This window comes from Mixta hanseatica, from assembly GCF_023517775.1.
Taxonomy (GTDB): domain Bacteria; phylum Pseudomonadota; class Gammaproteobacteria; order Enterobacterales; family Enterobacteriaceae; genus Mixta; species Mixta hanseatica.
In genome coordinates, this window is the sequence record NZ_CP082904.1 from 662,547 (window position 1) to 685,574 (window position 23,028).

A 23,028-nucleotide genomic window follows, 5' to 3' on the forward strand; every position below is an offset into this window, starting at 1 on the left:
TTTTAATAGGTTAATGCAGGTAACAAGTAATCGATGCAACTGATATATGACCAGCCCAACTTACCGGAGGCCTCATGAATAAGTTATTCATTTTTTTAATTCATAAAGACGTCGTAGTGCCACAATCGCTGGAAGAATTTGAAGCCGGTGAAATAATTCGTAAGCTTCTGCAGCAGGACTTTTATATTCCTCCTGTTCATATCTACGCGGAGGACAGTACAAAAGCACTCCGGAAGTTTCAGCAATCGCTGAAGGGTAAATCACTTGATCAGAGGATTATACTATGTTGATTTTAGGTATCACCAATAATGATACAGCTGGAGCCTGTATAATACGGGGGTCAGAAATAATAGCTGCAGTACATGAGGAGAGATTTACCCGTATTAAAGCGCATAAAACGTGGCCCACCCAGTCGATAGGTTTCGTTCTTTCTGCAGCGAATAAAACTATAAATGATGTTGATATCATTGCTTATGGTTGGAAGGCAGGTTTTAATGAAAACCACTGCCTTAATTTGTATGTTGAAAGGGTGATTAATGAATGTATATATAACTTTGATAATATTGATATTTTGCAAAAAAGAATTGCTGATGAAATTAATAATGACAAAGAGAAACGAGAAGAGTTTGACAGATTTATTTGGGATAATCATTTACAAAACAAGGTTCGTTATATAGATCATCATGATACGCATGCCTGGGGTGCCTGGCTTTGCTCGCCTTTTGAACAGGCATTAGTCGTAACCTGTGATGGTCGTGGTGATTTTATTTCTCTGTCTATTCGTTATATTAACGAAGGAAAAGAAACTGTATTGCACAGAGAAAAAACGATTGATAGCCTGGGCTATTTTTACGGCAGGATAACGCATCTACTCGGATTTAAAGCTAACCGGCATGAAGGGAAAATAACGGGGTTGTCTGCGTATGGTAACCCAGAGCATGCGCTGCCTTTAATGAAAAAAATGATAGATATTAAATATCATCGTCTGGTAGCTAACTGTGGTGATTATTATTCACCTTCTTATCATGGCTATTCGCCAACGCTGGTTAATGAAATTAATAAATATTCTCCTCAGGATATCGCAGCGGCAGCCCAAAAGCATATGGAAACAATCCTGACAGAACTGATACAACCCTATGTAAAATATCATAAGGTAAAAAATATATGCCTCGCAGGTGGCGTTTTCGGTAACGTGCGTTTAAATCAAAAACTAAAAGAAAATTTAGGTATTGCAAATTTATTTATTCTGCCCTGTATGGGCGATGAAGGTCTGCCACTGGCGGCTGCCGTAACGGCTCAATGGAGAGAAAACCGCCTGCGTATCCGGATGGATACTATGGCGCTGGGAACGGAATATACAAATGATGAGATAGCCTCGATCTTGCAGCAACAGCAGGATCTCATTATCAAAACTCCTGATAATATGCAGCAAGCGGTAATTGATTGCCTTAAAAATAACAACGTAATGGCTTTTTTCCGTGGAAAGATGGAGTTCGGTTCCAGAGCATTATGCAACCGCAGCATTATTTATCATGCAAATAAAAAAGATGTTAATTTATGGTTAAATCAAAAGCTAAAAAGAACCGAATTTATGCCTTTTGCCCCGGTGATTGCTAAAAATCTGGCTGATATCTCTCTGATAAATTGGTCGCCTGCTGATAAAGCGGCTGAATTTATGACGATTACCTATAACTGTAAACCAGTAATGTTATTGCAATGCCCTGCGGTAGTCCATATTGATGGTTCAGCAAGGCCGCAGATAGTAGATACAGAGCAAGATCCTTTTATGTATCAATTATTAAACAGGTGGTATTCCTTAACTGGTCAGCCTTGTTTGGTTAACACCTCTTTTAATCGTCATGAAGAGCCGATAATCAATACGCCTCATGAGGCGTTGAGCGTACTTCGCAACGGAATTATTAATGCTATTAATTTTAATGACACATTTTTAGTGACAAGGAAAGATGATGCCTCAATGGGAAATTAAAGAAATTAAAGCTGTCCTGTTCGATTTAGATGGCGTTATTATTGATTCCAACCAGACGATTATCGATGCATGGACGAAGACCGCTGAAGAGTACGGCTATAAGCTTTCGCAGCGTGATATTGATAACTATATCATTGGCGCCTCTCATACTTTTACACTAGAGCATATTTTACCTGACCAGCCGGAAGCAGTACGTAAGGCTTTTCATCGGAAAGTTGACCGGCGTGAAGAAGCGGCCAGCTATGCTTTAATCAAAGGTGTGCGCCGGTTTATTTCGCAGCTGGAAAAGAGTGAGGTTAGATTAGGACTGGTAACCAGCAGCTGGCCTGGAAAAGTGAACACAGTATTGCAACAGCATCAGCTAAATGTTTTTGACTGCATTATTACAAGGAATGAAGTCAGCCGGGGGAAACCCGATCCTTTGCCTTATCGAACAGCTATTGAAAGGCTTAATATCGAACCGGCTTTTTCTCTGGTGTTTGAGGATTCAAATAACGGGATTACCTCAGCATTAGCTGCGGGAATGAACTGTATTGCAGTAAATAATAGAACAGATAAAAGCCTCGCGTGCATTACTGACTTTACTGAAATTACGGTGGGGCAGGATAATCTACTCTGTCGTTTTTATGGCGAAAACCACGGGATAGGCTGGCGCAGTAAAGTATGAGTGCGGCTCACCGACAGGCAAAAGCGTGCAGAAAAACAATCTGTGCGGCATGCCACAAAACAACAATTCCCTGGCGCGGTTGCGGTTGCATCAGCTGAGTTCACGGCATCATAGCCCTGAGTTGTAAACCAGGGATATGATGATGCGTAAAGATAAATTACTGAACTTCTTAATTAATCAGACCGATTTTTTTGATCCGCAACATGTCAGTGAAGTGTTTACCGCCGCCTGGCTGGCACAGCGATTCGCGATGCAGCGCAACACCGCCAGCCACTATCTCAATCAGCTGGTAGCGCAGGGCGAGCTGATAAAAATCAACGGCCGCCCGGTCTGCTTTCTGCATAAGGCCAGCTTTGAGCAACAGTTCTTTCCGCTGTCGCGTAGCGAATACGCCAGCATCGCCGAACTGCTGGCGGAAGAGGGCGAGCCTGCGCCAGAGGCCGATCACTTCGCCCTGTTGATCGGTCATGACGGCAGCCTGAAAAAACCTATTGAACAACTTAAAACCGCGCTGTTTTATCCCGACGGCGGGCTACCGCTGCTGATTACCGGCGACAGCGGCACCGGCAAAAGCTATATGGCGCAGTTGCTGCATGAATATGCTATCGCTCAGCAGGTGATCGCGCCCGATGCGCCCTTTATCAACGTTAACTGCGCCCAGTACGCCAGCAACCCGGAGCTGCTAACCGCCAACCTGTTCGGCTATGTCAAAGGCGCCTTTACCGGCGCAGCGCATGACAGGCCCGGCGCGTTTGAGGCGGCGCACGGCGGCGTTCTGTTTCTGGATGAGGTTCATCGCCTGCCTCCGGAAGGGCAGGAGAAGCTGTTTACCTGGCTCGATCGCGGTGAAATCTACCGGCTGGGCGAAACCGCGCAGGGACAGCGGGTAGAGACTCGGCTGATTTTCGCCACCACCGAAGAGGTGCACAGCACTTTTCTGACCACCTTTATCCGTCGCATTCCAATCCAGGTGATGCTGCCCGATCTGGCGAGCCGCAGCCCGCAAGAAAAGCAGGCGCTGATGATGCAGTTTTTCTGGCGTGAGGCGCAAAAGGTCGGTGGACGTTTACGCCTTAGTCCGCGGCTGATCGGCGCGCTGGGCAACCATATCTGGCGCGGCAACGTAGGTGAAATGAAAAACGCGGTGAAATACAGCGTCGCCACCGCCTGGGCGCGGCAAATGAGCCGCGAGACGATAGAGGTTACCCTGCACGATCTGCCGGAAACGGTGATGGCGCAGTTGCCGGCTATCGAAGAGACGCAGGCGGAACCGCTGGTGATCGACCAGTCCGTAGCCCTGCCCTGGCTGCTGCGTCAGCAGGATAGCGCGCGGCTGCTGATTCAGGATGCGCAGCTTGGCGTGCTGGCGCTGTTTGAAAACTGGCGCAGCGGAGAGCTGGCATGGGAAGAGATGGAAAAGCGCATGGGCAATGAGATTGAACGCCTGTTCGACCAGCTTATCTTTACCCATCGCAACCAGCAGGAATCCTCGATGCTGCTGCTGACCAGCAGCCAGGTGCGGGAAGAGTTCTACCGGCTGGAAAAGCGTTTCAGCCTGCAGTTTAACGGCAACTGCATTTACGCCCTGAGCCATTATCTGCTGCATCGCGCCAGCGAAACGCCCGCGCGCCTGAATGCGGAATTGATCCGCCAGCTTTCACAGTGCCTGGAGCAGCGCTATCCGCTGCTCTGTCGCTTTTGTCATGAGGTGCTGGCAGCGGTAACCCACAAGCTTGATCTGCATCCACAGCGTATCGATGCGCTGCTGTTGATCCTCTGGCTACAGAAAAGCGGCGTACTGAGCCAAAAACAGGTCACGCGGGCGGTGATTCTGGCGCACGGCTACGCTACCGCCAGCAGCATCGCCAACGTGGCGAACCGTCTGCTGAAAAACAATCTGTTTGAATCTTTCGATATGCCGCTGGACGTCACGCCGGACGTCATCGCCAGCGAGGTAATGCGCTATATCGAGCGCAACGCGCTGGCTTCCGGGCTGGTCATTCTGGTGGATATGGGATCGCTTAACGCCATCTATCAACATTTTAATCGCCATATCACCACGCCGGTGGCAATTATTAATAACGTCTCGACGCGCATGGCGCTGTATGTCGGCGAGCGCATTCTACGCGGTGATTTGCCCGAAGCGATTGTCAGCGAAGTGGCGGACGATCTGCCGGTTGAGCATCAACTGATCTGGCCGGTACAGGATAAGCCGCGCGCAATCATTACCACCTGCGCCACCGGTCTGGGCGCGGCCAATAACCTGAGCGCACTGCTAAAGGCCAGTATCCCAGAGACGCTGGCGATAGAGATGGTCGCCTGCGATTACGACAGCCTGATCGATCCGCTGAAGCGTGAACCGCTGCTGGCGCGCTATGAGGTGATGGCGGTGGTCGGCACTCTCGATCCGCATCTGCCGGTGCCGTGGATTTCGCTGGAATCGCTGATCGCCGGCGCGGGCAGCGCCACGCTGAGGGCGTTATTCGGCACGCTGACCAGCGCCGATCAGGTCGAAGAGATCAATAACCAGCTGGTGAAAAACTTCTCGCTGCGCCGGGTGATTGAGTCGGTGACTATTCTGGATACCGGCAAAGTGATCAATCAGGTCGAGCAATTTTTACTGCGTTATGAGCATCTTGCCGGGCTGGCGCTGACCAACGATCGCAAGGTAGCGCTCTATATTCATATCAGCTGTTTGATTGAGCGGCTTATCCGCCAGGCGGCGATTCAGCGCTACAGCGGGCCGCAGCGTCCGTCGCAGGCGCTTAACGCGCTGCGCGAGGCGTTTAGTGTCATTGAGGCCAGCTACAGTGTCAAAATCCCCGATGCCGAGCTGCATTACATCCACGATATTCTGCATCGAGAAACCGAATTTATCCCGTCAGATCAAGAGTTTTAGTCTTGTTTAACCCTGTGCCGCGCGGCGCGCCACTATATCTGGCACGCCGCTTGCTCTTATTAACGCGTGGAACCGCTTGATGAGGTCAGGATGAAACGTCACTACATTTTTGCCAGCCACGGCTCGTTTGCCGCCGGCATTCGTCAATCCGTTGAGTTAATTCTGGGTGAGCAGCCGCATTTGCACGCGCTGTGCGCCTATGTGGATGAAAACGACGATTTAACCCGCCAGGTCGATAGCCTGATGGCCGCCTTTACGCCGCAGGATGAGCTGATCGTCATCACCGATATTTTCGCTGGCAGCGTGAATAACGAATTTATTCGCTATCTGCATCGGCCCGATTTTCACCTGCTGGCGGGATTAAATCTGCCGCTGGTGATTGAGATGCTGATCGCGCCGCCCAACGAGCCGGCGATCCAGCTGATAAACGAGGCACTGACTAACGCTCGCGAGGGCATGCAGTACTGCAATCAGACCATCAGCAGCGCCAGCTGCGCGGATAAAGATTTCTGAGCGAGGAGGATAACAATGATAAAGCTCTTACGGGTCGATCATCGACTGTTACACGGCCAGGTCGCTTTTTCCTGGACGCAGTACATCGGCGCCGACTGCATTCTGATCGCCAATGACGATGTGCCCAACGATGAGTTGCGTAAAACCACCATCAAGCTCGCCAAACCGCCAGCGGTAAAGCTGGTAATCAAAAACATCGACGACGCCATCGAAGCGATCAAAAGCGGTGTCACCGATAAATATAAGCTGTTTATCGTGGTGGAGTCGGTGACCGACGCCTGGCGGCTGGCGACGGCGGTGCCGGACATCACCAGCATTAACCTCGGCGGCATTAAAGCCAAAGAGGGCAGCCGTAATATTTCTAAGGCGATCAACGTGCTGCCGGAAGAGATCTCGCTGCTGGAGGAATTGACGCAGGCGGGCAAAGAGATCGAGATCCGTCAGGTGCCGGGCGATCGCAAACAGCTGTTTAGCGAAGCGCTGTAGCGCGGGGAGCGATGATGACAGAAGCATTATTGCTGGGGCTGGTGGCGTTTATCGCTCAGTCTGAATATGCCTTAGGCACCTCGCTGCTCTCCAGGCCGATCGTCACCGGCCTGCTGACCGGGCTGGTGCTGGGCGATGTGCAAACCGGCGTGATGATGGGCGCGACGCTGGAGCTGGCGTTTATCGGCTCTTTCTCGGTGGGCGCCTCGATTCCGCCCGATGTGGTGACCGGCGGCATTCTTGGCGTCGCTTTCGCCATTACCTCCGGCGCGGGCACTGAAACGGCGCTGCTGCTCGGCCTGCCGATCGCCACGCTGACGCTGGTATTGAAAAACATTTATCTCGGACTGTTTATTCCCACGCTCAGCCATAAGGCAGATGCCTATGCGGAGCAGGGCAATACCGGCGGCATTGAGCGTATGCACCTGCTGGCGGGCTTTGGCCTGTCGCTGATGCTGGCGACCATTGTCACCGTCTCCTTCCTGGTGGGCAGCGGCGCGGTAAAAAGCCTGCTCGACGCCATTCCGGAGTTTATTAAGCACGGGCTGAGCGTCGCCACCGGCATGATCCCGGCGCTCGGTTTCGCCATGCTGGCGCGGCTGCTGATTAATAAAAAGGTGGCGCCTTACTTTTTCCTCGGCTTTGTGCTGATGGCCTATCTCAAGATTCCGGTAACCGGCATCGCCATTCTCGGGGCGATTGTCGCGGTGGTAATGGTCAATATGACGCAGCAGCCGGTCCAGCGCGCCTCAACGGCAGAAGGAGTGAACGATGACGAAGATGATTTCTGATAACCCGCAGCAGCCGCAGCCGCAGATTACGCCGCGCGACCTGCGCCGTGTCTTCTGGCGCTCGTTCCAGATGGAGTTCTCCTGGAACTATGAACGGCAGATGAACCTGGCCTTCGTCTACGCGATGATGCCGGTGCTGAAAAAGCTCTATACGCGCCATGAGGATCTGGTGAGCGCGCTAAAGCGCCATCTGGTGTTCTTTAATACCACGCCGCATATCGTCACGCTGATCCTCGGCATCACCGCCGCGATGGAAGAGAAGAACCGCAACGACGGCGGCCTGGATAGCGCCTCGATCGATAACGTTAAAGCGTCGCTGATGGGGCCGCTGGCCGGGCTGGGCGACTCCTTTTTCTGGGGCACGCTGCGGCTGATCGCCACCGGCATCGGCACCAGTCTGGCGCTGAAGGGCAATATCCTCGGGCCGATCCTGTTTGTGCTGATCTTTAACGTACCGCATATCCTGGTGCGCTGGCTGTTTACCCGCTGGGGCTACGTGTTGGGCACCGGCGTACTACAGCGCATCCAGCAAAGTGGAATGATGGAAAGCGTGACCTACGGCGCCTCGATTATCGGCCTGATGGTGGTAGGCGCGATGACCGCCTCGATGATTGATATCACTATTCCCATCACTTTTGGCGCGGGCGAAGCGAAAACGCAGGTGCAGGAGATTATTAACGACATCATGCCCTGCCTGCTGCCGCTGGTGAGTTTCGGCATTGTCTACTGGCTGCTGGGCAAAAAGGTACAGCCGCTGGCGATTATTGGCGGGATGGCGGTAGTCGGCATCCTGGGTTCATGGATTGGTCTGTTCTGAGGAGATAACGATGTCGGTCACGATGATGAACTGTATCGAACGCGAACCGGAGGTGCTGGCGCGTATTCTGCAGGAATATCCGCACAAGCTGGCTCCGGTAGCGCAGCTGCTGGCGCAAAAACCGCTGCGACGCCTGCTGATTCTGGCTACCGGATCGTCGCTGAATGCTGCCCAGTGCGCCGCTTTCGCCTTCAGCCAGTGGGCGAATATTCAGGTCGAGATCAAGGAACCGTATCCCTTTACCCATTATGAGCGGTTTGATGAGGCTACCGACTGGGTGATCGCGCTGTCGCAGAGCGGCAAAAGCCACTCCACGCTGGTGGCGCAGCGCAAGGCGCAGGCGGCGGGGCGCAAGGTCTACTGCCTGACCGCTGACAGCAACAGTCCGCTGGCGCGTGAGGCCGATGCGGTGCTGGATATTAACTGCGGCATTGAGCCGGTCGGCTTTGTGACCCTGGGCTTTAGCGCCACGGTATTGAACTTGCTGCTGATCGCCATGCTGGCCGGTGAAGCGCAGGGAAGGCTGGATGCCAGCGATCGCGACAACACGCTAAGCGCACTGCGCGATCTGACGCAGCGGCTGCCGGAGGTAATACGCCGCACCGATGCGTTTATTAGCCAACATCAGGCGGTGCTCGCCGCCGCGCCGCGCTATGTCGCTGTCGGCTACGGTGGGCTGGTAGGCGTGGCGCAAGAGTTCGAGACCAAGTTCACTGAGACGGTGCGCTGTCCGTCGAGCGGCTTTGAGCTGGAAGCCTATATGCACGGCCCTTATCTGGAGGCAAATAACGCGCATGTGATGCTGTTTATTGAGGATGCGCCGCATCCGCGCCTTGCCGCGCTGCGCGACTATATGCGACCGCATGTTAAAGCGGCCTTTACCCTCAGCGCGCAGGGCGAAAGCAGCGATAACCAGCTGGGGCTGAATGCCGCGATCGATCCGCTACTGGCACCGCTGTTATTAATCGTGCCGGTACAAATCATGGCTTATCGGGTAGCTACGCTAAAAGGCATTAATTTAAGCGTGCGGATATTTGACGATTTCGACCAGGTGCTGAAAAGCAAAATTTAATTCCTCAGGAGAAAAAATATGTTGGGTTTTAATCAGGACGAGTACCTGACCAGTGCTCGTGAGATCATCGCTGCGCGTAAAATCGCCGAACAGGTAGCGGAAAATATTCATCAGGCCGGTTACAGCAATCTATTTTTTGCCTCGGTAGGCGGCTCGCTGGCACCTATGATGGCAATAAATGAGTTCGCGAAAGAGTGTACTTCGCTGCCGGTTTATACCGAACAGGCCGCAGAATTAATTAATAAGGGCAACAAAAAATTAAATAAAGATTCGGTGGTGATTACGCTTTCTAAATCGGGCGATACCAAAGAATCGGTGGCGATTGCGCAATGGTGTAAGGCGCAGGGTATTCGCGTTGTCGCCATTACTAAAAATGAAGATTCGCCGCTGGCCAGCAATGCCAGCTGGCATATTCCGATGCGCCATAAAAATGGTGTGGAATATGAATATATGCTGCTGTACTGGCTGTTCTTCCGTCTGGTGGCGTTGAATGGCGAATTTGCCGATTATGACCGTTTCGCCAGCCAGCTGGAGCTGTTACCGGAGAATCTGCTGCAGGCCAAGCGTGATTTCGATCCGCGTGCCGATGAGATTGCCCGTCACTATCATGACCGTGACTATATGATGTGGATCGGCGGCGCGGAGATGTGGGGCGAAGTCTATCTTTTCTCGATGTGTATCCTGGAAGAGATGCAGTGGAAGCGCACCAAATCGGTCAGTTCGGCGGAGTTTTTCCACGGCACGCTGGAACTGCTGGAGAAAGAGGTGCCGCTGTTCCTGGTGAAAGGCGAGGGCAAATGTCGAACGCTGGACGATCGGGTTGAGGCGTTTGCCCGTAAGATCAGCGACCATGTGGTGGTGATCGATCCGCGTGATTATCGCCTGACCGGGATAGATGATGCCTTCCGCTGGATTGTCGCCCCCTGCGTAGCCTCAACGCTGCTGGTGGATCGTCTGGCGGCGCATTTCGAGCACTATACCGGCCACGATCTCAACATCCGCCGCTATTACCGCCAGTTTGATTATTAATGCCCGCTGCCCTCTCCTGTACCGGAGAGGGCGGCTTCTGGTTTAACTTCGCCCGGTAAAAGGTGCATAATAGATGCATCTTTTTTTATGGGTGAAATAACCATGTCTGACAGTAATAAAGCAGGGCACACTTTTCTGGCCAGCCTGGGCAAAACCCGGCTGCGTCCCGGCGGCGCTGAGGCGACCGAATGGCTGATTGCGCAGGCGGGGCTGAATGAACAAAGCCGGGTGCTGGAGATTGCCTGTAATATGGGCACGACGGCGATCGAGCTGGTTTCCCGTTTCGGCTGCCATGTTCACGCTGTCGATATGGATAAGCAGGCGCTGAGCAAGGCGCGTGACAATGTCGCTGGCGCCGGACTTAGCGAGCGTATTCAGCTTAGCGAAGCCAATGCGCACCATCTTCCTTTTCCTGATAACAGCTTTGACGTAGTGATTAATGAAGCCATGCTCACCATGTATGCGGATAAAGCGAAACAGCGTCTGGTACAGGAATATTATCGCGTATTAAAACCCGGCGGCTGCCTGTTAACGCACGATATTATGTTAACGCACGGGCCGCTGCCGGTTAGTGCGGATAGCCAGCTGCAGCAGGTAATAAAATCTAACGTTAGTCCAATGAGTAAAGCGCACTGGCAGCAGCTGTTTCGGCAGAGTGGCTTTAGCCAGGTACAAACCCATAACGGTAAAATGACGCTGATGTCGCCACGCGGCATGATTAAAGACGAAGGCCTGTTAAGAACCGGGAAGATTATTTTTAACGGAATGAAAAATCGGGAAAATCGGCAGCGTTTTCTAAGTATGCTGCGCTATTTCCACGCTCAGCGAAAACATATGAATTATATTGTTTGCTGCTCACGTAAAAGTTGAGAAGCGGCGGGTGAGGCGCTCGCCCGCCGCAATTAAATAAGTGATTAATGCGGAAGGGTTATTAGCGGTCCTTGCCAGAGGGACTTGTTTGCTATAAATAAATTTTGGTATGTATCAAAAATATAAAACTTCAATTCATAATTAGGGGTCGGGAACGTTATATTAAGCGTCTGGATTGTTGCGGGATTACAGGGGTAGCGTGAAATGGATACCACAGAAGAACTTAACGGAACGTATTTTTATAACGGGTTACCTAATCTAACTAACTATGAATTGATTTTCTGGATTTTGCTTGAGGAAACAGAAAACAGCTGGGTGTTAGTGATGTTTTTGGTGTTGCGGGCATAATCCCTGGTGACAATAGTATTGAAATACCTGGGAAACCGATCACGGCAACGCGTGGAACATCTCCTGCATCACTATTTTTTCGCAAACATCTAAGCTATCAATTCAAAAGAAATGTCTTACCTACATTAACAAAGAAATCATTTACTATGCGAGGCTTGAAGATCAAATGGACTAATAATTTGGGCGCATTTGTTGGACGTTCTGTCCCTGTCCTTGGCTGGGTTTTTTTAGTCACTGATATTACAATGATCACTCACAGAACCCTTCATTGTTACAACTTGTTAGCAAGGCCAGAGGATAAAGTATGGTGAACAACACGTTGGAAAAAGATGTCCGCCAGTTTATTGAAAAAAAATTGCCGGTGGTAACAACGTTGCTTTTGAAAAAGGTTGTTATCGATGAAGATGAGCCATTACAGAGCCTGCATGAATGGGACGATGTTGTCGATATGACAGAGGCTTATTTTCAACATTTTAATGTAAGCCCAGAAAATTTTTCACTGCGAAACTACTATCCTTGGGAAATCTCGTTTTTTAAGCGCAAAAATCAAAATTTGGATAAATCCGCCCTCACCATACGTATGTTTATTGAATCAGCCAAAGCGGGCCGCTGGTTGTACGATTAGCTGAGCACGCAAGCGGAGCCTGTGCCTGTACGTCACGTTTTCTGATTTGATGCTCGCCGATAGCCTGCCGCTGAGTAAACCGCCGCCCGGCATTGTTTTCCCGCCGGTTCCTGCCGCTGAGTAAACCGCCATCCGACATGATATCCCGCCCGCTCCTGCCGCTGAGTAACCAGCCGTGCAGGCCAGTCAGATCCTCTGGGTGCAAACGTTGTTCCGAACAGGCAACGCCGCCTGAAGCCGGAGCCTGGTCGACCTTTGACAACAAAGTTCACAATAAAAGTTGTGCCTGCTGGCGTAACCAGGGTTAATTTGTTGTCACTAAGAATAAGCGCCCGCAACAGCAGGGCAGGGAAATCAGGAGAAACTATGCGTAACACCACTAAAATTTTATTTTCGGGCGCATTGATCGGCGCGCTGGCATTCACTTCTGTTGCCCAGGCGGAAGGCGAGCAGCAGGCTGCGCCGGCGGAAACCGTGCCGCAAACGCCAGCCCAGCAGAACCCAGCGCAGGGCGTGCCACAGACGCCGGCTCAGCAGGACCCAACGCAGATGCAAACTCAGGGCGCGCCAGAATCAGCGGTGCCGCAGGACCCGACGCAAACCCGCCCGCAGGTTGACCCGGCGGCGCCAGATGCGGCTCAGCAGCAACCGAAAGAGCCGTATGAAGTGACCGAATTCTTTAGCGATGCGCAGCGCTACACGGTGGGCTCTCAGGTGCCGGAAAAATATCGGGCGAAGAGCTATGAAATTACCGAATGGCAAAAACGTCACCTGCCTGCGCCGGATGCCGGCAGTCACTGGACCTATATGGGCGGCAACTATGTGCTGATTTCCAATGCCGACGGCAAAATCATTAAAGCCAAATCAGGCGATATTTTCTTCCATTAATCGATTACCGGCCAGCAGCAATGCTGGCCAGTAATCTCTCCTGTTTTAACCTTTAACAGAGAGCATCTTGTGTCGGGTCAGCTTTAACCGGTGATTTAAGCCTGGCTAAAGCGTTCGGCGCGGAAGGTAGCGAGCATGGGGTGCGGCTCGCCACTGACGATCTCTTCCGCCAGCAGCTCACCGGCAATCAGCGCCAGCGTCGCGCCGGAGTGGGTAAAGGCGACAAAGCAGCCCGGTACCTTTTGCAGCTCGCCAAATACCGGATTGCCATCGCCCGGGATCGGCTTCAAACCTATTTTCCAGCCGCTGGCTCGCAGCGCCGGCTGACCGGCGATCAGTTTGCTGGCCTCATCCAGCAGCTCCTGTACCACCGGCTCCGGTATACGGTATTCGCCATCGCCAACAACAGAAATATGTTCTTCATACCAGTCATGATCCACCGCCAGCGTATTGCCCGGGTTAGGCCGCACGGCGGCGCGTGGCGTATTCATCACTACATCAATTGGCGTATCGACAGGGTCGGTGAGCACCAGCATCGAGACCGGCGAGCCGTTGGGGATAGTGACACCAAGCGGTGCAACCACATCCGGCGTTTGCGGCCCGCAGGCGACCAGCACGTTATCCGCCGCCAGCTCACCGGCGCGCGCGGTGCTGACGCCGCTGGCGCGTCCGTCGGCATCGGTTTTCACCGCGACCTTACCGGCATGCTCAATCAGCTTGCCGCCGCGCTGATGAAACTCTTCCATCAGCCAGCCGATCAGATGCGGCAGGCTAACCCAGCCTTCGCCGGCATTGTAAATAGCACTGTCGGCCAGCGCCTGCGGCGCGATATTCAGCGTAAAATCCGCGATGTTTTTCGGGCTGACCAGCGCGGAATCATAGCCGTGCGCTTTTTCATAAGCGTGACGCGCCTGTGTGCCGCGATCGTCATCCGCCGCCCAGTACAGACCGCCGTCAAAGCGCAGCCAGGGCAGATCGGGATGGCGGGCAAACAGCGTACGGTAGCGATCGATACCCGTCATTCGCAGCATATGATATTCATGGGCGCGTTCGCCGGCGGAATTGAGCCAGGAGAGCGAGCGTCCTGAGGCGCCGGAACCCAGCGCCGCTTCGGTAACCAGCGTCACCTGCGCGCCCTGGCGCAGCAAATGCACCGCGCTGGAGACGCCAATCGCGCCGCCGCCGATCACCACAACAGATTTCTGATTATTTTCCAGTGACATAGCGTTAATCCTTATTCAGGTAAGAAAACAGGCTGTCCGTTTCAGGCGTTGCGGACGGCGTAACGGTTATGGAGATCTTCAATCAGGCGCAGCGTCGCCAGCGCATCAGCGGCTTCTACTGGCGATGGCGCGCCTTCCAGCAGCGCATTCGCCAGCAGACGATAAAAGGCGGGATAGTCGCCGCGCTCGGTCTTAATGATGCGATCCTGATGATCCTGAGTCAGCGTGCCCCAGCGGCTCGATTCTTCCTCTCCCCAGGCGGCATCAAGTGGCGTTATGCCCGCGGCCAGCGCCGGTTCCTGATTATCCAGGCCCCATTTGCTGAAGCCCGCCCGGCTGCCCAGCAGGTGAAAACGCGGCCCCTGACGCGCCGCCAGCCCGTTCATCCACAGGTGCGTGCGCACGCCGCTAACGTGCAGCAGCGAAACAAAACTATCTTCGTCGGCATCGGAAAGCGCAGGTTGCGTATGGCGCGTCAGTTCAGCGTAGCTGTCGGCGACCGGGCCAAAAAGCTGAAGCGCCTGATCGATCAGGTGACTGCCCAGATCCAGCAGCAGGCCGCCACCTTGCGCGATAGCGGCGTGGTCGCGCCAGTTGCCGAAGCCCTGCGGCCGCCACCATTCAAAACGTGATTCAAAGCTGCGAATATCGCCCAGCGCGCCCTGGCTCAGCAGTTTTTTTATCGTCAGGAAATCGCCATCCCAGCGGCGGTTTTGAAACACCGTCAGCAGCGTACCAGCAGCCTGAGCGGCGGCGATCAGCGCCTCGCCGTCCCGGCTGTGCGCAACAAAAGGCTTATCAATGACCAGATGCAGTCCGCGCGCGATGGCGGCCTCCGCCTGGGCGCGATGCCCCTGCGGCGGCGTGCCCAGCACCAGCAGATCCAGCTCGATATCACCCGCGTCTATCTGCTGTAACAGCTGATCCCAGCTCTCTACCAGGCGCGCCTGGGGGTAGCGTTGCCGGGCCTGCGCCTGGCGTTCAGCATCACCGGTAACGATCGCGTTCAGCGTAAAATGCGCATCGGCGGCGATCAGCGGCGCATGAAAGACCTGGCCGGAAATGCCGAACCCCACCACCGCCGTGCGGATTTTTCCTTGCAGCAGCGCCATTACAGCACCTCCGATAAAAAGCGACGCAGACGCGCCGACTGCGGACGTTCGAAGATCGCTTCCGGCGTGCCGGTTTCTACGATCTCTCCTTCATCCATAAACACCACCTGATCGGCTACTTTGCGCGCAAAGCCCATTTCATGGGTGACCACCACCATGGTCATGCCGCGCTGGCACAGGTCTGCCATCAGGTTGAGCACCCCTTTCACCAGTTCTGGATCGAGCGCCGAAGTCGCCTCGTCAAACAACATCACTTCCGGGTCCATCGCCAGCGCACGGGCAATGGCGACGCGCTGCTGCTGACCGCCGGAAAGATCGCGCGGACGGTGATCGGCGCGCTGCGTTAATCCCACCTCATCCAGCCGCAGGCGGGCGATCGCCATCGCCTGCTGTTTCGGCAGCTTTTTGATTTTCCACGGTGCCAGCGCCACGTTTTGCAGCGCGGAGTGGTCGGGGAACAGGTTGAAATGCTGGAATACCATTCCGATGCGCAGGCGCAGCGCGTCCGGCTTATCCTTCAGTACCGAGCGGCCGGAGAGCAGTACATCGCCCGCTTTCGGCTCATGTAGCCGGTTGATGCCGCGCAGCAGCGTCGATTTACCGGAGCCGGACGGGCCGATAATGCAGGTGGTGGTGCCCGCCGGGATCTGTAGCGAGACATTGCGCAGCACCTCAATATCGCCATAGGCCAATGTCAAATTACGCAGCTCAAGGCTGGCGCCGTGAAAGGCCGCTTCCTGTTGGTGGTCGGCGGCTAAGGCATTATTCAGCATACTGTTGCTCCCGATGGCGGGTGAGAGGGGCAGGGCGTTCAGCCGCCAGCGCTTTTCCGCTCTGCTGCTGCACTTCATCAACTTCTTTCAGGCCACTTTGCGGCGCACTGGCGCGGCGGCGGCCGTTGCGGTAGCGATCATCGATGACATTGACCAGGTGGGTCATCGGCACGGTGATCACCAGATAGAACAGACCCGCCAGCATTAGCGGCGACAGGTTACCGGTGAGGACGGCGGCATCCTGACCCACGCGGAACAGCTCGCGCTGCCCCACCATCAGGCCCAGCAGGTAGACCAGCGAAGAGTCTTTAATAATGGAGATAAACTGGTTCACCACCGCAGGCAGCACGCGGCGGATGCCCTGCGGAATAATGATCAGCGCCATCGCCCGCGCGTAGCTCATGCCCAGCGCGCGGCACGCTTCCAGCTGGCCTTTTTCCACACTCTGAATGCCGGAGCGGAAAATCTCACCCATATAGGCACTGGCGATCAGGCTGAGGGCAAAAATACCAAGCGGATAGGGTGTAGGGCCAAACAGCTGATAGCTGAAGCGCGCCAGGCCCTGGCCGATCAGCAGGATGGTTAAGATCGACGGCAGGCCGCGAAACAGATCGGTATAGATACGCGACGGCAAGCGCAACCAGCGCGAAGGGGAGATCGCCATCAGCGCCAGCATCAGGCCGAAGGTGGTGCCCAACAGAGTGGCGGCAAGGGAGATGATCAACGTATTGATTAAACCCGTGCCCAGCAGCTGGGGAAAAACCGCCAGCATTGAGGGAAAATCAAAGAAGGTACGCGACAGAATCTCGAACAGGTCCATAGTAAGCACTCGCTTTTTTAGGGGCGGGGACGCAAGCGCCCCGCCCGGTGGATCGGGCTATTCTCTGAGCAGGCGGTATTACTGCGCGGCTGGCAGGTACTGTTTCGGCATCGGCGAACCCGGGAACCACTTCTCATAGAGGCGTTTCCAGGTGCCGTCCTGCATGGCCTCTTTGATGGCTTTATCCAGCGCGGCTTTTAGCTGCGGTTTCTGTTTAGCGATTGCGATGCCGGCAGGCGCATCAAAGGAGGGAATATCTGCCGCGTGAACCAGTTTAAAGCGGTCGGCATAGCTTTTAGCCGCCTCGTAGTCGAGGAAGACAGCATCCAGTGTGCCGTTATTCAGTGAGGAGATGGCGGCATTGTTATCAGGGAAGCGCACCAGATCGGTTTGTAGAAAATGCTTAGCCGCATAGCTTTCCTGCAGCGTGCCCTGCACCACGCCCATGCGCCGTTTCGCCAGCGTCTCGACGCCTTTTATGCCGGTATCGCTGCGCGTCAGCACCGACAGATAGCCGGCCAGGTAACCAGTGGTAAAATCTACGGTTTTGGCGCGTTCCGGCGTAATGCCGATCGCCGCCACGCCGGCGTCATACTGACCGTTAGCCACCGCCGGCAAAATGCCGGAGAAATCCTGACCGATAAAGTCGACCTGTTTCACGCCCAGGCGGTGGGCGACATTCGTAAAAAACTCAATATCGAAGCCGGTAAAATTGCCTGCGGCGTCGGTAAAGGTGTAGGGTTTTGCATCGCCCAGGCTGGCAACGCGCATATGACCCGGTTCGATCAGTCCATAGGGATTGTTGTCCGCCGCGCTGGCCGGGACAGAGAGAGTGACGATTGAAGCCGAGGCGATGAGCGCAACGGCCATTCTGAACAGGATGTTGTGCGATTTCATAAGCAGTCCGTTTTTGTTGTCTAAACATCAACGACTATTGAAACCGGGGACGATTAATTAGTATGAGTCCGGTCTCAATGCAGGTGCTGATAAGGGATAAGTCCGCTTGTGAGACCGGTCTCAAATCAGTTACAGTGATATTAAGCACAGCCTTTCAGAGCCGTCAATGATCGATCCTTCAACCTGTGATTCGAATTAATTATGACAAGCACAAATTTGCGGAGAGCGCCAACCGCTGCTGATGTAGCGCGTGAGGCGAAGGTATCAAAGGCGCAGGCGGCCAGGGCGCTGGGCGGCTACGGCTCCGTCAGCGATGAGGTGATGACGCGGGTGCTGGCGGCGGCGGAACGGCTCGGCTACCGCCCCAATGAGTTGGCGCGCAGCATGAATACCGGCCGCTCGAACACGCTGGGAGTGATTGTCGGGGATATTGAAAACCCGCATTTCGGCCTGGCGTTACGCGGGATCTCGGACGTGGCGCGTCAGGCCGGCTATCATGTGATCCTTAGCAACAGCGATGAGCAGCTAAGCATTGAGCAGGAGGCGGTGCGCGTGATGCTGGAAAAGCGGGTGGATGGGATTATCGTCGCGCCCAGCAGTTCTGCGGCCGACGATAACGCCCATTTAACTCAGGTGTTGACGGAAGGGCGGGCGCTGACGCTGTTTGACCGCGCGGTTTATCATCTGGCGGTTGAGGTGATCGGCGTCGATTTTACCCGCTCGGCGCAGCAGGCGACGCAGGAGCTGCTGGAAGCAGGACACCGGCGCATCGCCTACGTGACCAGCATGAACTCCAGCGAACCCTATCGCCGCCCGGAGGATATGGGCCTGACGCCGGTTGCCCAGCGTATCGGCGGAATGGAGCGCGCCTTCAGCGTGGCGGGTGTGCCTTTCGACCCGGCGCTGATTAAGCCCAACGCGCTGGATGATGCGGCGGTGGCGCGTATCGTTGGCGAGCTATTTGACGACGCCGCGCCGCCTACGGCGGTGATCGCCTCCGATAGTCTGATTGCCCAGGCGCTGCTGCGTGAGTTCCATCTGCGCAACCTGCGCATTCCGCAGGATCTTTCGTTTGTGATGTACGATAACTTTCCGTGGACGGAGATCGTTTCGCCGCCGCTGTCGGTGATTGCGCAGCCGGTCTATGAAATGGGCTGCGAGGCGGCGCGCCGTATTATCGCTCAGATTCGCGGCGAAGACCCCGGCGCGATGCCGGAGTTCGCCACACGCTATATTCGGCGCGGATCTACTGGCCCGGCACCACGTTAATTTCCACCAGACCGATCCCCAGCTTGCGTGGATCCTGGCCGATAATATTCCCTTCGTTGGAGAGCTGCGGCTCCGGCGGGGTAAACACCAGCTGGCGGCTGCCTTCAGGATTAGTGAAATGCAGCGTTACCGTGCTGACTTCGTGGCTCAGGGTAAGCATTTGCTGTTGGCTGCCCACGCGCACCGGGATCGGGCGCTGGGCATTCGGGCCGAACGCTTTCGCCCGGATCACTATGTCAAAACGCGGCGGCAGCGGCTGGGCATACTCAATCGTCACCGCTGGCGCCAGGTTGGCGTTAGACCAGCGCCCCCACGCTTCAGGCCGGGAAATGCCGCTGAAATCTTTTACCGCCAGCGGCGCGCCCGGCACGTCAAATTTAAAGCTGTCGGCCTGATAGCGAATGTCATGGTCGGCGACTTTCAATGCGGCGACGTTTTGCCGCCAGCGCTGCTGATCCAGCGGCTGTTGCGGGATGGTGACCGCGCTTTCCCAGTTCGCCTTATCGATATGCTGAACCTGCGGCTGCGCGCCCAGCTGCCCCTGCGCCACACAGAGATCGGTGGAAATCGCCAGCGCAGGCTGCCACAGACGCGCCATCTTAAAGCAGCGATCCACCCAGACAAATTTATCCCCGGCGGCGAAATCGGCCAGCTGATAGCGCAGCGGCGCGGCATATTCGCCTTCCGGCAGCGGTTCGACTTTATCCTTGCCGATTTTCAGCAACAGCGGCAGGCTAAAGTGCGCACCAGAGAAGCTGATGCTGTTTTTCTGCTGATCGACGCTAAAGCGCTCGATATGCTTTGGGAAGCCCCATAGCTGGATCACATCCGCCTTCCATTCCAGCACCTTTTTCTTCATCTCGAACTGCTCCGACAGCGAGCGATCCGACAGCGAACTGCGGCCAAGGCCAATGGCTTTATCGCCGCCCAGCAGATCCAGCACCGTTGCGCCGTTATCCAGCGAACTGCGCTTCATGGTCAGCAGCTGCGGCTGCGCGCGGTCGCCGCGAATAATCATAAACAGATTATCGCGCTGATGGGCGTTGAGATATTTCCATGCGGTGTTATTCATCGCCAGATGATCGGAAGAGACCACGATCAGGGTATTTTTCGCCCACGGCGACGCCAGAATACGATCGATCAGACGGGCGACATGCTCCTGACTACAGGCGACGGCGCTGAAAGACTGGTTGGGTTTGCCTTCATAGCTGTAGCTTTTATGCTGACAGCTGCGTGATATGAATCCGTCAGGATGATGGGTATCTACCGTCAGGGTAAACAACGCAAACGGCTGTTTCTGCTGCGACAGCTGTTCAAACTTCTGCCATACCTCATCCATTACCGTATCGTCATAAAAGCCCCAGTTGTTGCGATAGGCGGGGTCGGCCACCTGATCTTTTAACTCCTGCAGGCCGTAAAGATGCTCGATGCCGTGCGATTTCAGGAAGGTATCTTTACCGGCAAAGCGCAGGTCTGCGCCCTGCATAAACCAGGTTTGATAGCCGGAATTTTTCAGGATATCGCCAAGGCAGGTATTTTGTGGGAAAAAGCTGGAAAGCGAGGCCGAGGCGTTGCCCTCAAAAGGCGCGAACAGCGGAATACCGCACTGCGAAGCAACCATACCGGCAATGGTATATTCAGTGCCGGGCAGCTGCTCGGTCTGCGCGAAATCGAGTGCCTGCTGCCGTTTCAGGCGGCTTAGCTCCGGCGCCAGTTTCGGAAAAGCCTGTTCATCAAAGTAAGTGCGTTCCAGACTTTCGCCATAGATATAGACCAGGTTAAGCGTGGGCTTCGCGATCTGCTTTTGCGGCTCGTGATACCACTGCGCAAAGTCAGATTCGCCGCTGCGCGTCTGAGAGACGATTAAATCGCTAACCTGCTGAAAGGCTGGAGTAGTTTTAATCGAGGCGAGCGCCAGCAGCAACGCCAGCAGACTATAGCCGAAGTGGTGCGGCCGGTCACCGCGTCGCCGCAACAGCCAGGAGAGCAGACAGAAGACCAGAAACAGCGCCAGCACCAGCCCGATGCCGGGCAGCACATATTTACTGACGCCCGCGCCGGTCAGGCTGTTGGTAAGCGTATAGATCACCGCATCGTTAATGCCTTCCCCGGTAAAATAGTTGCTGGCGTAAAGCGTGGCGTTGAGGATGATAAACAGACCTAAAACCAGCAACAAAGAAAGATACCAAAAGGTGTTTCGCCCGGCCTTGTAAGCGTAAATGACAATCGATGCCACAAACAGAATGACTGAAAAAAGTTCAGACAACGGAATTTCCTCATGCGGAAACGGGCGGCAGGAAAGCGCCAGACTCGCGTTAAGTTAGCTGGGATGTTACAGAATTTTTTCAATCTATCCTGACTGTCACATCGCTGCAATACACGACGTCACAACAACCGTGCCTGGTGCGAAAATTCAGATATCGGGCGCCACCTCATGCCAGAGGTCATCCATCGCCAATTCCAGCTTTTTAAACATCTGATAACGCTTTGAGTGGAAAGCGTGACGTGCCTCATCCGGCAGCAGCACACCAGGATTAAGCTGCACCGCCTGGGTCACGCCCGCGGCCAGGTTTGGCCAGAGCCCAACGCCGACGCCGGCACATATCGCCGCGCCCAGCGCGCCGGTTTCCATACAGGTGGCGACACGAATGGGAATGCCCAACACATCGGCGAACATCTGTGGCCAGACGGCGCTACGCGCTGCGCCGCCGGAAAGCGTAGCCTGGCTGAACGGGATACCGGCAGCGTGCAGCCGATCGATATGCGCGCGATGCGCAAAGGTAACGCCTTCGAACAGCGCAAACAGCATATCAGCACGGGTGTGCCAGCCGCCAAGCCCGTAAAAACCAGCTCTGGCCGGGCCCGCTTTGCGTCCGGAATAGAGATAGGGATGATACAGCGGCAGCTGCATATCGGGCTGCACCTGCGCCACCAGATCGCTGCTGCGCACCGCGCCCTGGCCGCCGCGCCCATCATCAAACTCGCGCACAAACCAGTCCAGATTGGCGGCAGAAGTGGCACTGGCTTCAATCGCCATAAAGCGATCGCGCTCAATAATCGAATTCATAAATACCGGGCGCGGATAGTCCGGCTTATCTACCACCACCTGATTAATGCTCCAGGTGCCGGCGACAATTGAGGCTTCGCCGCAGTTGACCACGCCTGAACCGACTGCGCTCGCCACCACGTCAAAAATGCCCGCTACTACCGGAATGCCGACCGGCAGCCCGGTTAAGCGGGCGGCCTGCGGCGTAACCAGGCCGACCACCGCGCAGGATTCGTGCAGCGGCGGCAGCAACGGCAGCGCCTCTTCCAGGCCATATAGCGCCATGAGCGACGCGCTGTAGCCGCGCTGCGCATAGTCGATCAGCCCGGCGCCAGCGGCGTCTGAATAGTCGGCGCTGATGGCGCCGCACAGGAAATGATTAATAGCGTCTTTGGCGCACAGCACGTGACCGAGGCGGGCGTAACGCGCCGGGTCGTGCTGTTTCAGCCAGCGCAGCAGCACCGGCGTGGCGGCCGGCCAGGGCTTTTGCAGCGCGCATTGCCAGATCAGCGCGGCGTTGCCTTGCTGCTCCAGTTCGCTGACCAGGCCTGTGGCGCGCATATCAATCGACTGAATGCCCAGCAGCGGCTGCTGATGTTTATCCAGCGCGTAGAGACCGTTGCCGTGTCCGGCCGCGCCAACGGCGATCACCCGCCGCGCCGCATCGCCCGCCTGCGTCAGACAGTCGCGCACTGCCTGCTGCACGCCGTGCCAAACGTCGGTGAGCGGACGTTCCGCATAGCCCGGCTGCGACCGGTGGGTTTCGCCGGCGCAGCCCGCTACCGACAGCACCTGGCCGCTGCTGTCGAACAGCACGGCTTTGATCATGGTATTGCCGGCATCAATGCCGAGTAAGCAATGGCTCATCGAAATACCTCGCGTTTACGGGCGGAAAG

General features: G+C 55.2%; 21 protein-coding genes and 1 pseudogene. 15 read left to right on the plus strand and 7 right to left on the minus strand.

What is annotated here, in order from left to right; translation table 11 throughout:
- Nucleotides 1–74 precede the first annotated feature (74 nt).
- From K6958_RS03120 to K6958_RS21165, 14 genes and pseudogenes are all read left to right on the plus strand, one after another.
- Entirely contained in the window at nucleotides 75–290 is a 216-nt protein-coding gene (locus K6958_RS03120) for a hypothetical protein (RefSeq protein WP_249893293.1), read from the plus strand.
- Nucleotides 284–1,987, plus strand: coding sequence for a carbamoyltransferase C-terminal domain-containing protein (locus tag K6958_RS03125; RefSeq protein ID WP_249893294.1), 1,704 nt, complete (start codon nucleotides 284–286; stop codon nucleotides 1,985–1,987). Before K6958_RS03120 ends, K6958_RS03125 begins: the two co-directional genes overlap by 7 nt.
- Nucleotides 1,965–2,654: an HAD family hydrolase gene (locus tag K6958_RS03130; protein ID WP_249893295.1), complete on the plus strand. Its 690-nt coding sequence runs from the start codon at nucleotides 1,965–1,967 to the stop codon at nucleotides 2,652–2,654. The genes K6958_RS03125 and K6958_RS03130 overlap by 23 nt, the downstream gene beginning before the upstream one ends.
- A 142-nt stretch (nucleotides 2,655–2,796) precedes the next feature.
- Entirely contained in the window at nucleotides 2,797–5,553 is a 2,757-nt protein-coding gene (locus K6958_RS03135; protein ID WP_249894583.1) for a sigma-54-dependent transcriptional regulator, read from the plus strand.
- A 90-nt stretch (nucleotides 5,554–5,643) separates the two neighbouring features.
- Nucleotides 5,644–6,066, plus strand: a complete 423-nt coding sequence (locus K6958_RS03140) for a PTS sugar transporter subunit IIA (RefSeq protein ID WP_249893296.1) — start codon at nucleotides 5,644–5,646, stop codon at nucleotides 6,064–6,066.
- A 15-nt stretch (nucleotides 6,067–6,081) separates the two neighbouring features.
- Entirely contained in the window at nucleotides 6,082–6,552 is a 471-nt protein-coding gene (locus K6958_RS03145) for a PTS sugar transporter subunit IIB (RefSeq protein ID WP_249893297.1), read from the plus strand.
- A 14-nt stretch (nucleotides 6,553–6,566) separates the two neighbouring features.
- The gene (locus tag K6958_RS03150) at nucleotides 6,567–7,343 is read left to right on the plus strand and encodes a PTS mannose/fructose/sorbose/N-acetylgalactosamine transporter subunit IIC (RefSeq protein WP_249894584.1); all 777 of its coding nucleotides are present in this window, start codon (nucleotides 6,567–6,569) and stop codon (nucleotides 7,341–7,343) included.
- Nucleotides 7,333–8,160: a PTS system mannose/fructose/sorbose family transporter subunit IID gene (locus K6958_RS03155; RefSeq protein WP_434085209.1), complete on the plus strand. Its 828-nt coding sequence runs from the start codon at nucleotides 7,333–7,335 to the stop codon at nucleotides 8,158–8,160. Before K6958_RS03150 ends, K6958_RS03155 begins: the two co-directional genes overlap by 11 nt.
- A gap of 10 nt (nucleotides 8,161–8,170) precedes the next feature.
- Nucleotides 8,171–9,232: an SIS domain-containing protein gene (locus tag K6958_RS03160; RefSeq protein ID WP_249893299.1), complete on the plus strand. Its 1,062-nt coding sequence runs from the start codon at nucleotides 8,171–8,173 to the stop codon at nucleotides 9,230–9,232.
- 18 nt (nucleotides 9,233–9,250) lie between these two features.
- The gene (locus tag K6958_RS03165; RefSeq protein WP_249893300.1) at nucleotides 9,251–10,261 is read left to right on the plus strand and encodes an SIS domain-containing protein; all 1,011 of its coding nucleotides are present in this window, start codon (nucleotides 9,251–9,253) and stop codon (nucleotides 10,259–10,261) included.
- A 102-nt stretch (nucleotides 10,262–10,363) separates the two neighbouring features.
- Nucleotides 10,364–11,131: a class I SAM-dependent methyltransferase gene (locus K6958_RS03170; protein ID WP_249893301.1), complete on the plus strand. Its 768-nt coding sequence runs from the start codon at nucleotides 10,364–10,366 to the stop codon at nucleotides 11,129–11,131.
- A 204-nt stretch (nucleotides 11,132–11,335) separates the two neighbouring features.
- Nucleotides 11,336–11,790, plus strand: a pseudogene (locus K6958_RS21200) (STM2901 family protein).
- Nucleotides 11,784–12,104, plus strand: coding sequence for a DUF1493 family protein (locus tag K6958_RS03180; protein WP_249893303.1), 321 nt, complete (start codon nucleotides 11,784–11,786; stop codon nucleotides 12,102–12,104). Before K6958_RS21200 ends, K6958_RS03180 begins: the two are co-directional and overlap by 7 nt.
- A 366-nt stretch (nucleotides 12,105–12,470) precedes the next feature.
- Entirely contained in the window at nucleotides 12,471–12,992 is a 522-nt protein-coding gene (locus tag K6958_RS21165; protein WP_277614715.1) for an RcnB family protein, read from the plus strand.
- Nucleotides 12,993–13,087: 95 nt separating this feature from the next.
- On the opposite strand, the gene K6958_RS03190 is transcribed toward K6958_RS21165, so the two are convergent.
- The 5 genes from K6958_RS03190 to K6958_RS03210 all read right to left on the minus strand — a co-directional run bounded on the left by K6958_RS03190 (nucleotide 13,088) and on the right by K6958_RS03210 (nucleotide 17,817).
- Nucleotides 13,088–14,215: an NAD(P)/FAD-dependent oxidoreductase gene (locus tag K6958_RS03190; protein ID WP_249893304.1), complete on the minus strand. Its 1,128-nt coding sequence runs from the start codon at nucleotides 14,213–14,215 to the stop codon at nucleotides 13,088–13,090.
- Between the two features lie 41 nt (nucleotides 14,216–14,256).
- Entirely contained in the window at nucleotides 14,257–15,327 is a 1,071-nt protein-coding gene (locus tag K6958_RS03195; protein ID WP_249893305.1) for a Gfo/Idh/MocA family protein, read from the minus strand.
- On the minus strand, nucleotides 15,327–16,100 hold the full coding sequence (locus tag K6958_RS03200; RefSeq protein ID WP_249893306.1) for an amino acid ABC transporter ATP-binding protein: 774 nt from the start codon (nucleotides 16,098–16,100) through the stop codon (nucleotides 15,327–15,329). The genes K6958_RS03195 and K6958_RS03200 overlap by 1 nt, the downstream gene beginning before the upstream one ends.
- Nucleotides 16,090–16,920 carry an amino acid ABC transporter permease gene (locus K6958_RS03205; RefSeq protein ID WP_249893307.1) on the minus strand — a complete coding sequence of 277 codons (831 nt, stop codon included), beginning with the start codon at nucleotides 16,918–16,920 and terminating at the stop codon, nucleotides 16,090–16,092. The genes K6958_RS03200 and K6958_RS03205 overlap by 11 nt, the downstream gene beginning before the upstream one ends.
- A 78-nt stretch (nucleotides 16,921–16,998) precedes the next feature.
- Nucleotides 16,999–17,817: an ABC transporter substrate-binding protein gene (locus tag K6958_RS03210; protein ID WP_434085188.1), complete on the minus strand. Its 819-nt coding sequence runs from the start codon at nucleotides 17,815–17,817 to the stop codon at nucleotides 16,999–17,001.
- A 201-nt stretch (nucleotides 17,818–18,018) separates the two neighbouring features.
- Between K6958_RS03210 and K6958_RS03215 the strand changes: the two genes are divergently transcribed.
- Nucleotides 18,019–19,086, plus strand: a complete 1,068-nt coding sequence (locus K6958_RS03215) for a LacI family DNA-binding transcriptional regulator (RefSeq protein ID WP_249893308.1) — start codon at nucleotides 18,019–18,021, stop codon at nucleotides 19,084–19,086.
- Here the strand turns inward: K6958_RS03215 and opgB are convergent.
- Together opgB and K6958_RS03225 are read right to left on the minus strand one after the other, a co-directional pair.
- Complete coding sequence (gene opgB, locus K6958_RS03220; RefSeq protein WP_249893309.1) at nucleotides 19,064–21,352, minus strand: phosphatidylglycerol--membrane-oligosaccharide glycerophosphotransferase; 2,289 nt, start codon at nucleotides 21,350–21,352, stop codon at nucleotides 19,064–19,066. The genes K6958_RS03215 and opgB overlap by 23 nt on opposite strands.
- A gap of 147 nt (nucleotides 21,353–21,499) precedes the next feature.
- A complete protein-coding gene (locus K6958_RS03225; RefSeq protein ID WP_249893310.1) occupies nucleotides 21,500–22,999 on the minus strand; it encodes an FGGY-family carbohydrate kinase in 1,500 nt (499 codons plus the stop codon).
- Nucleotides 23,000–23,028: the final 29 nt, after the last annotated feature.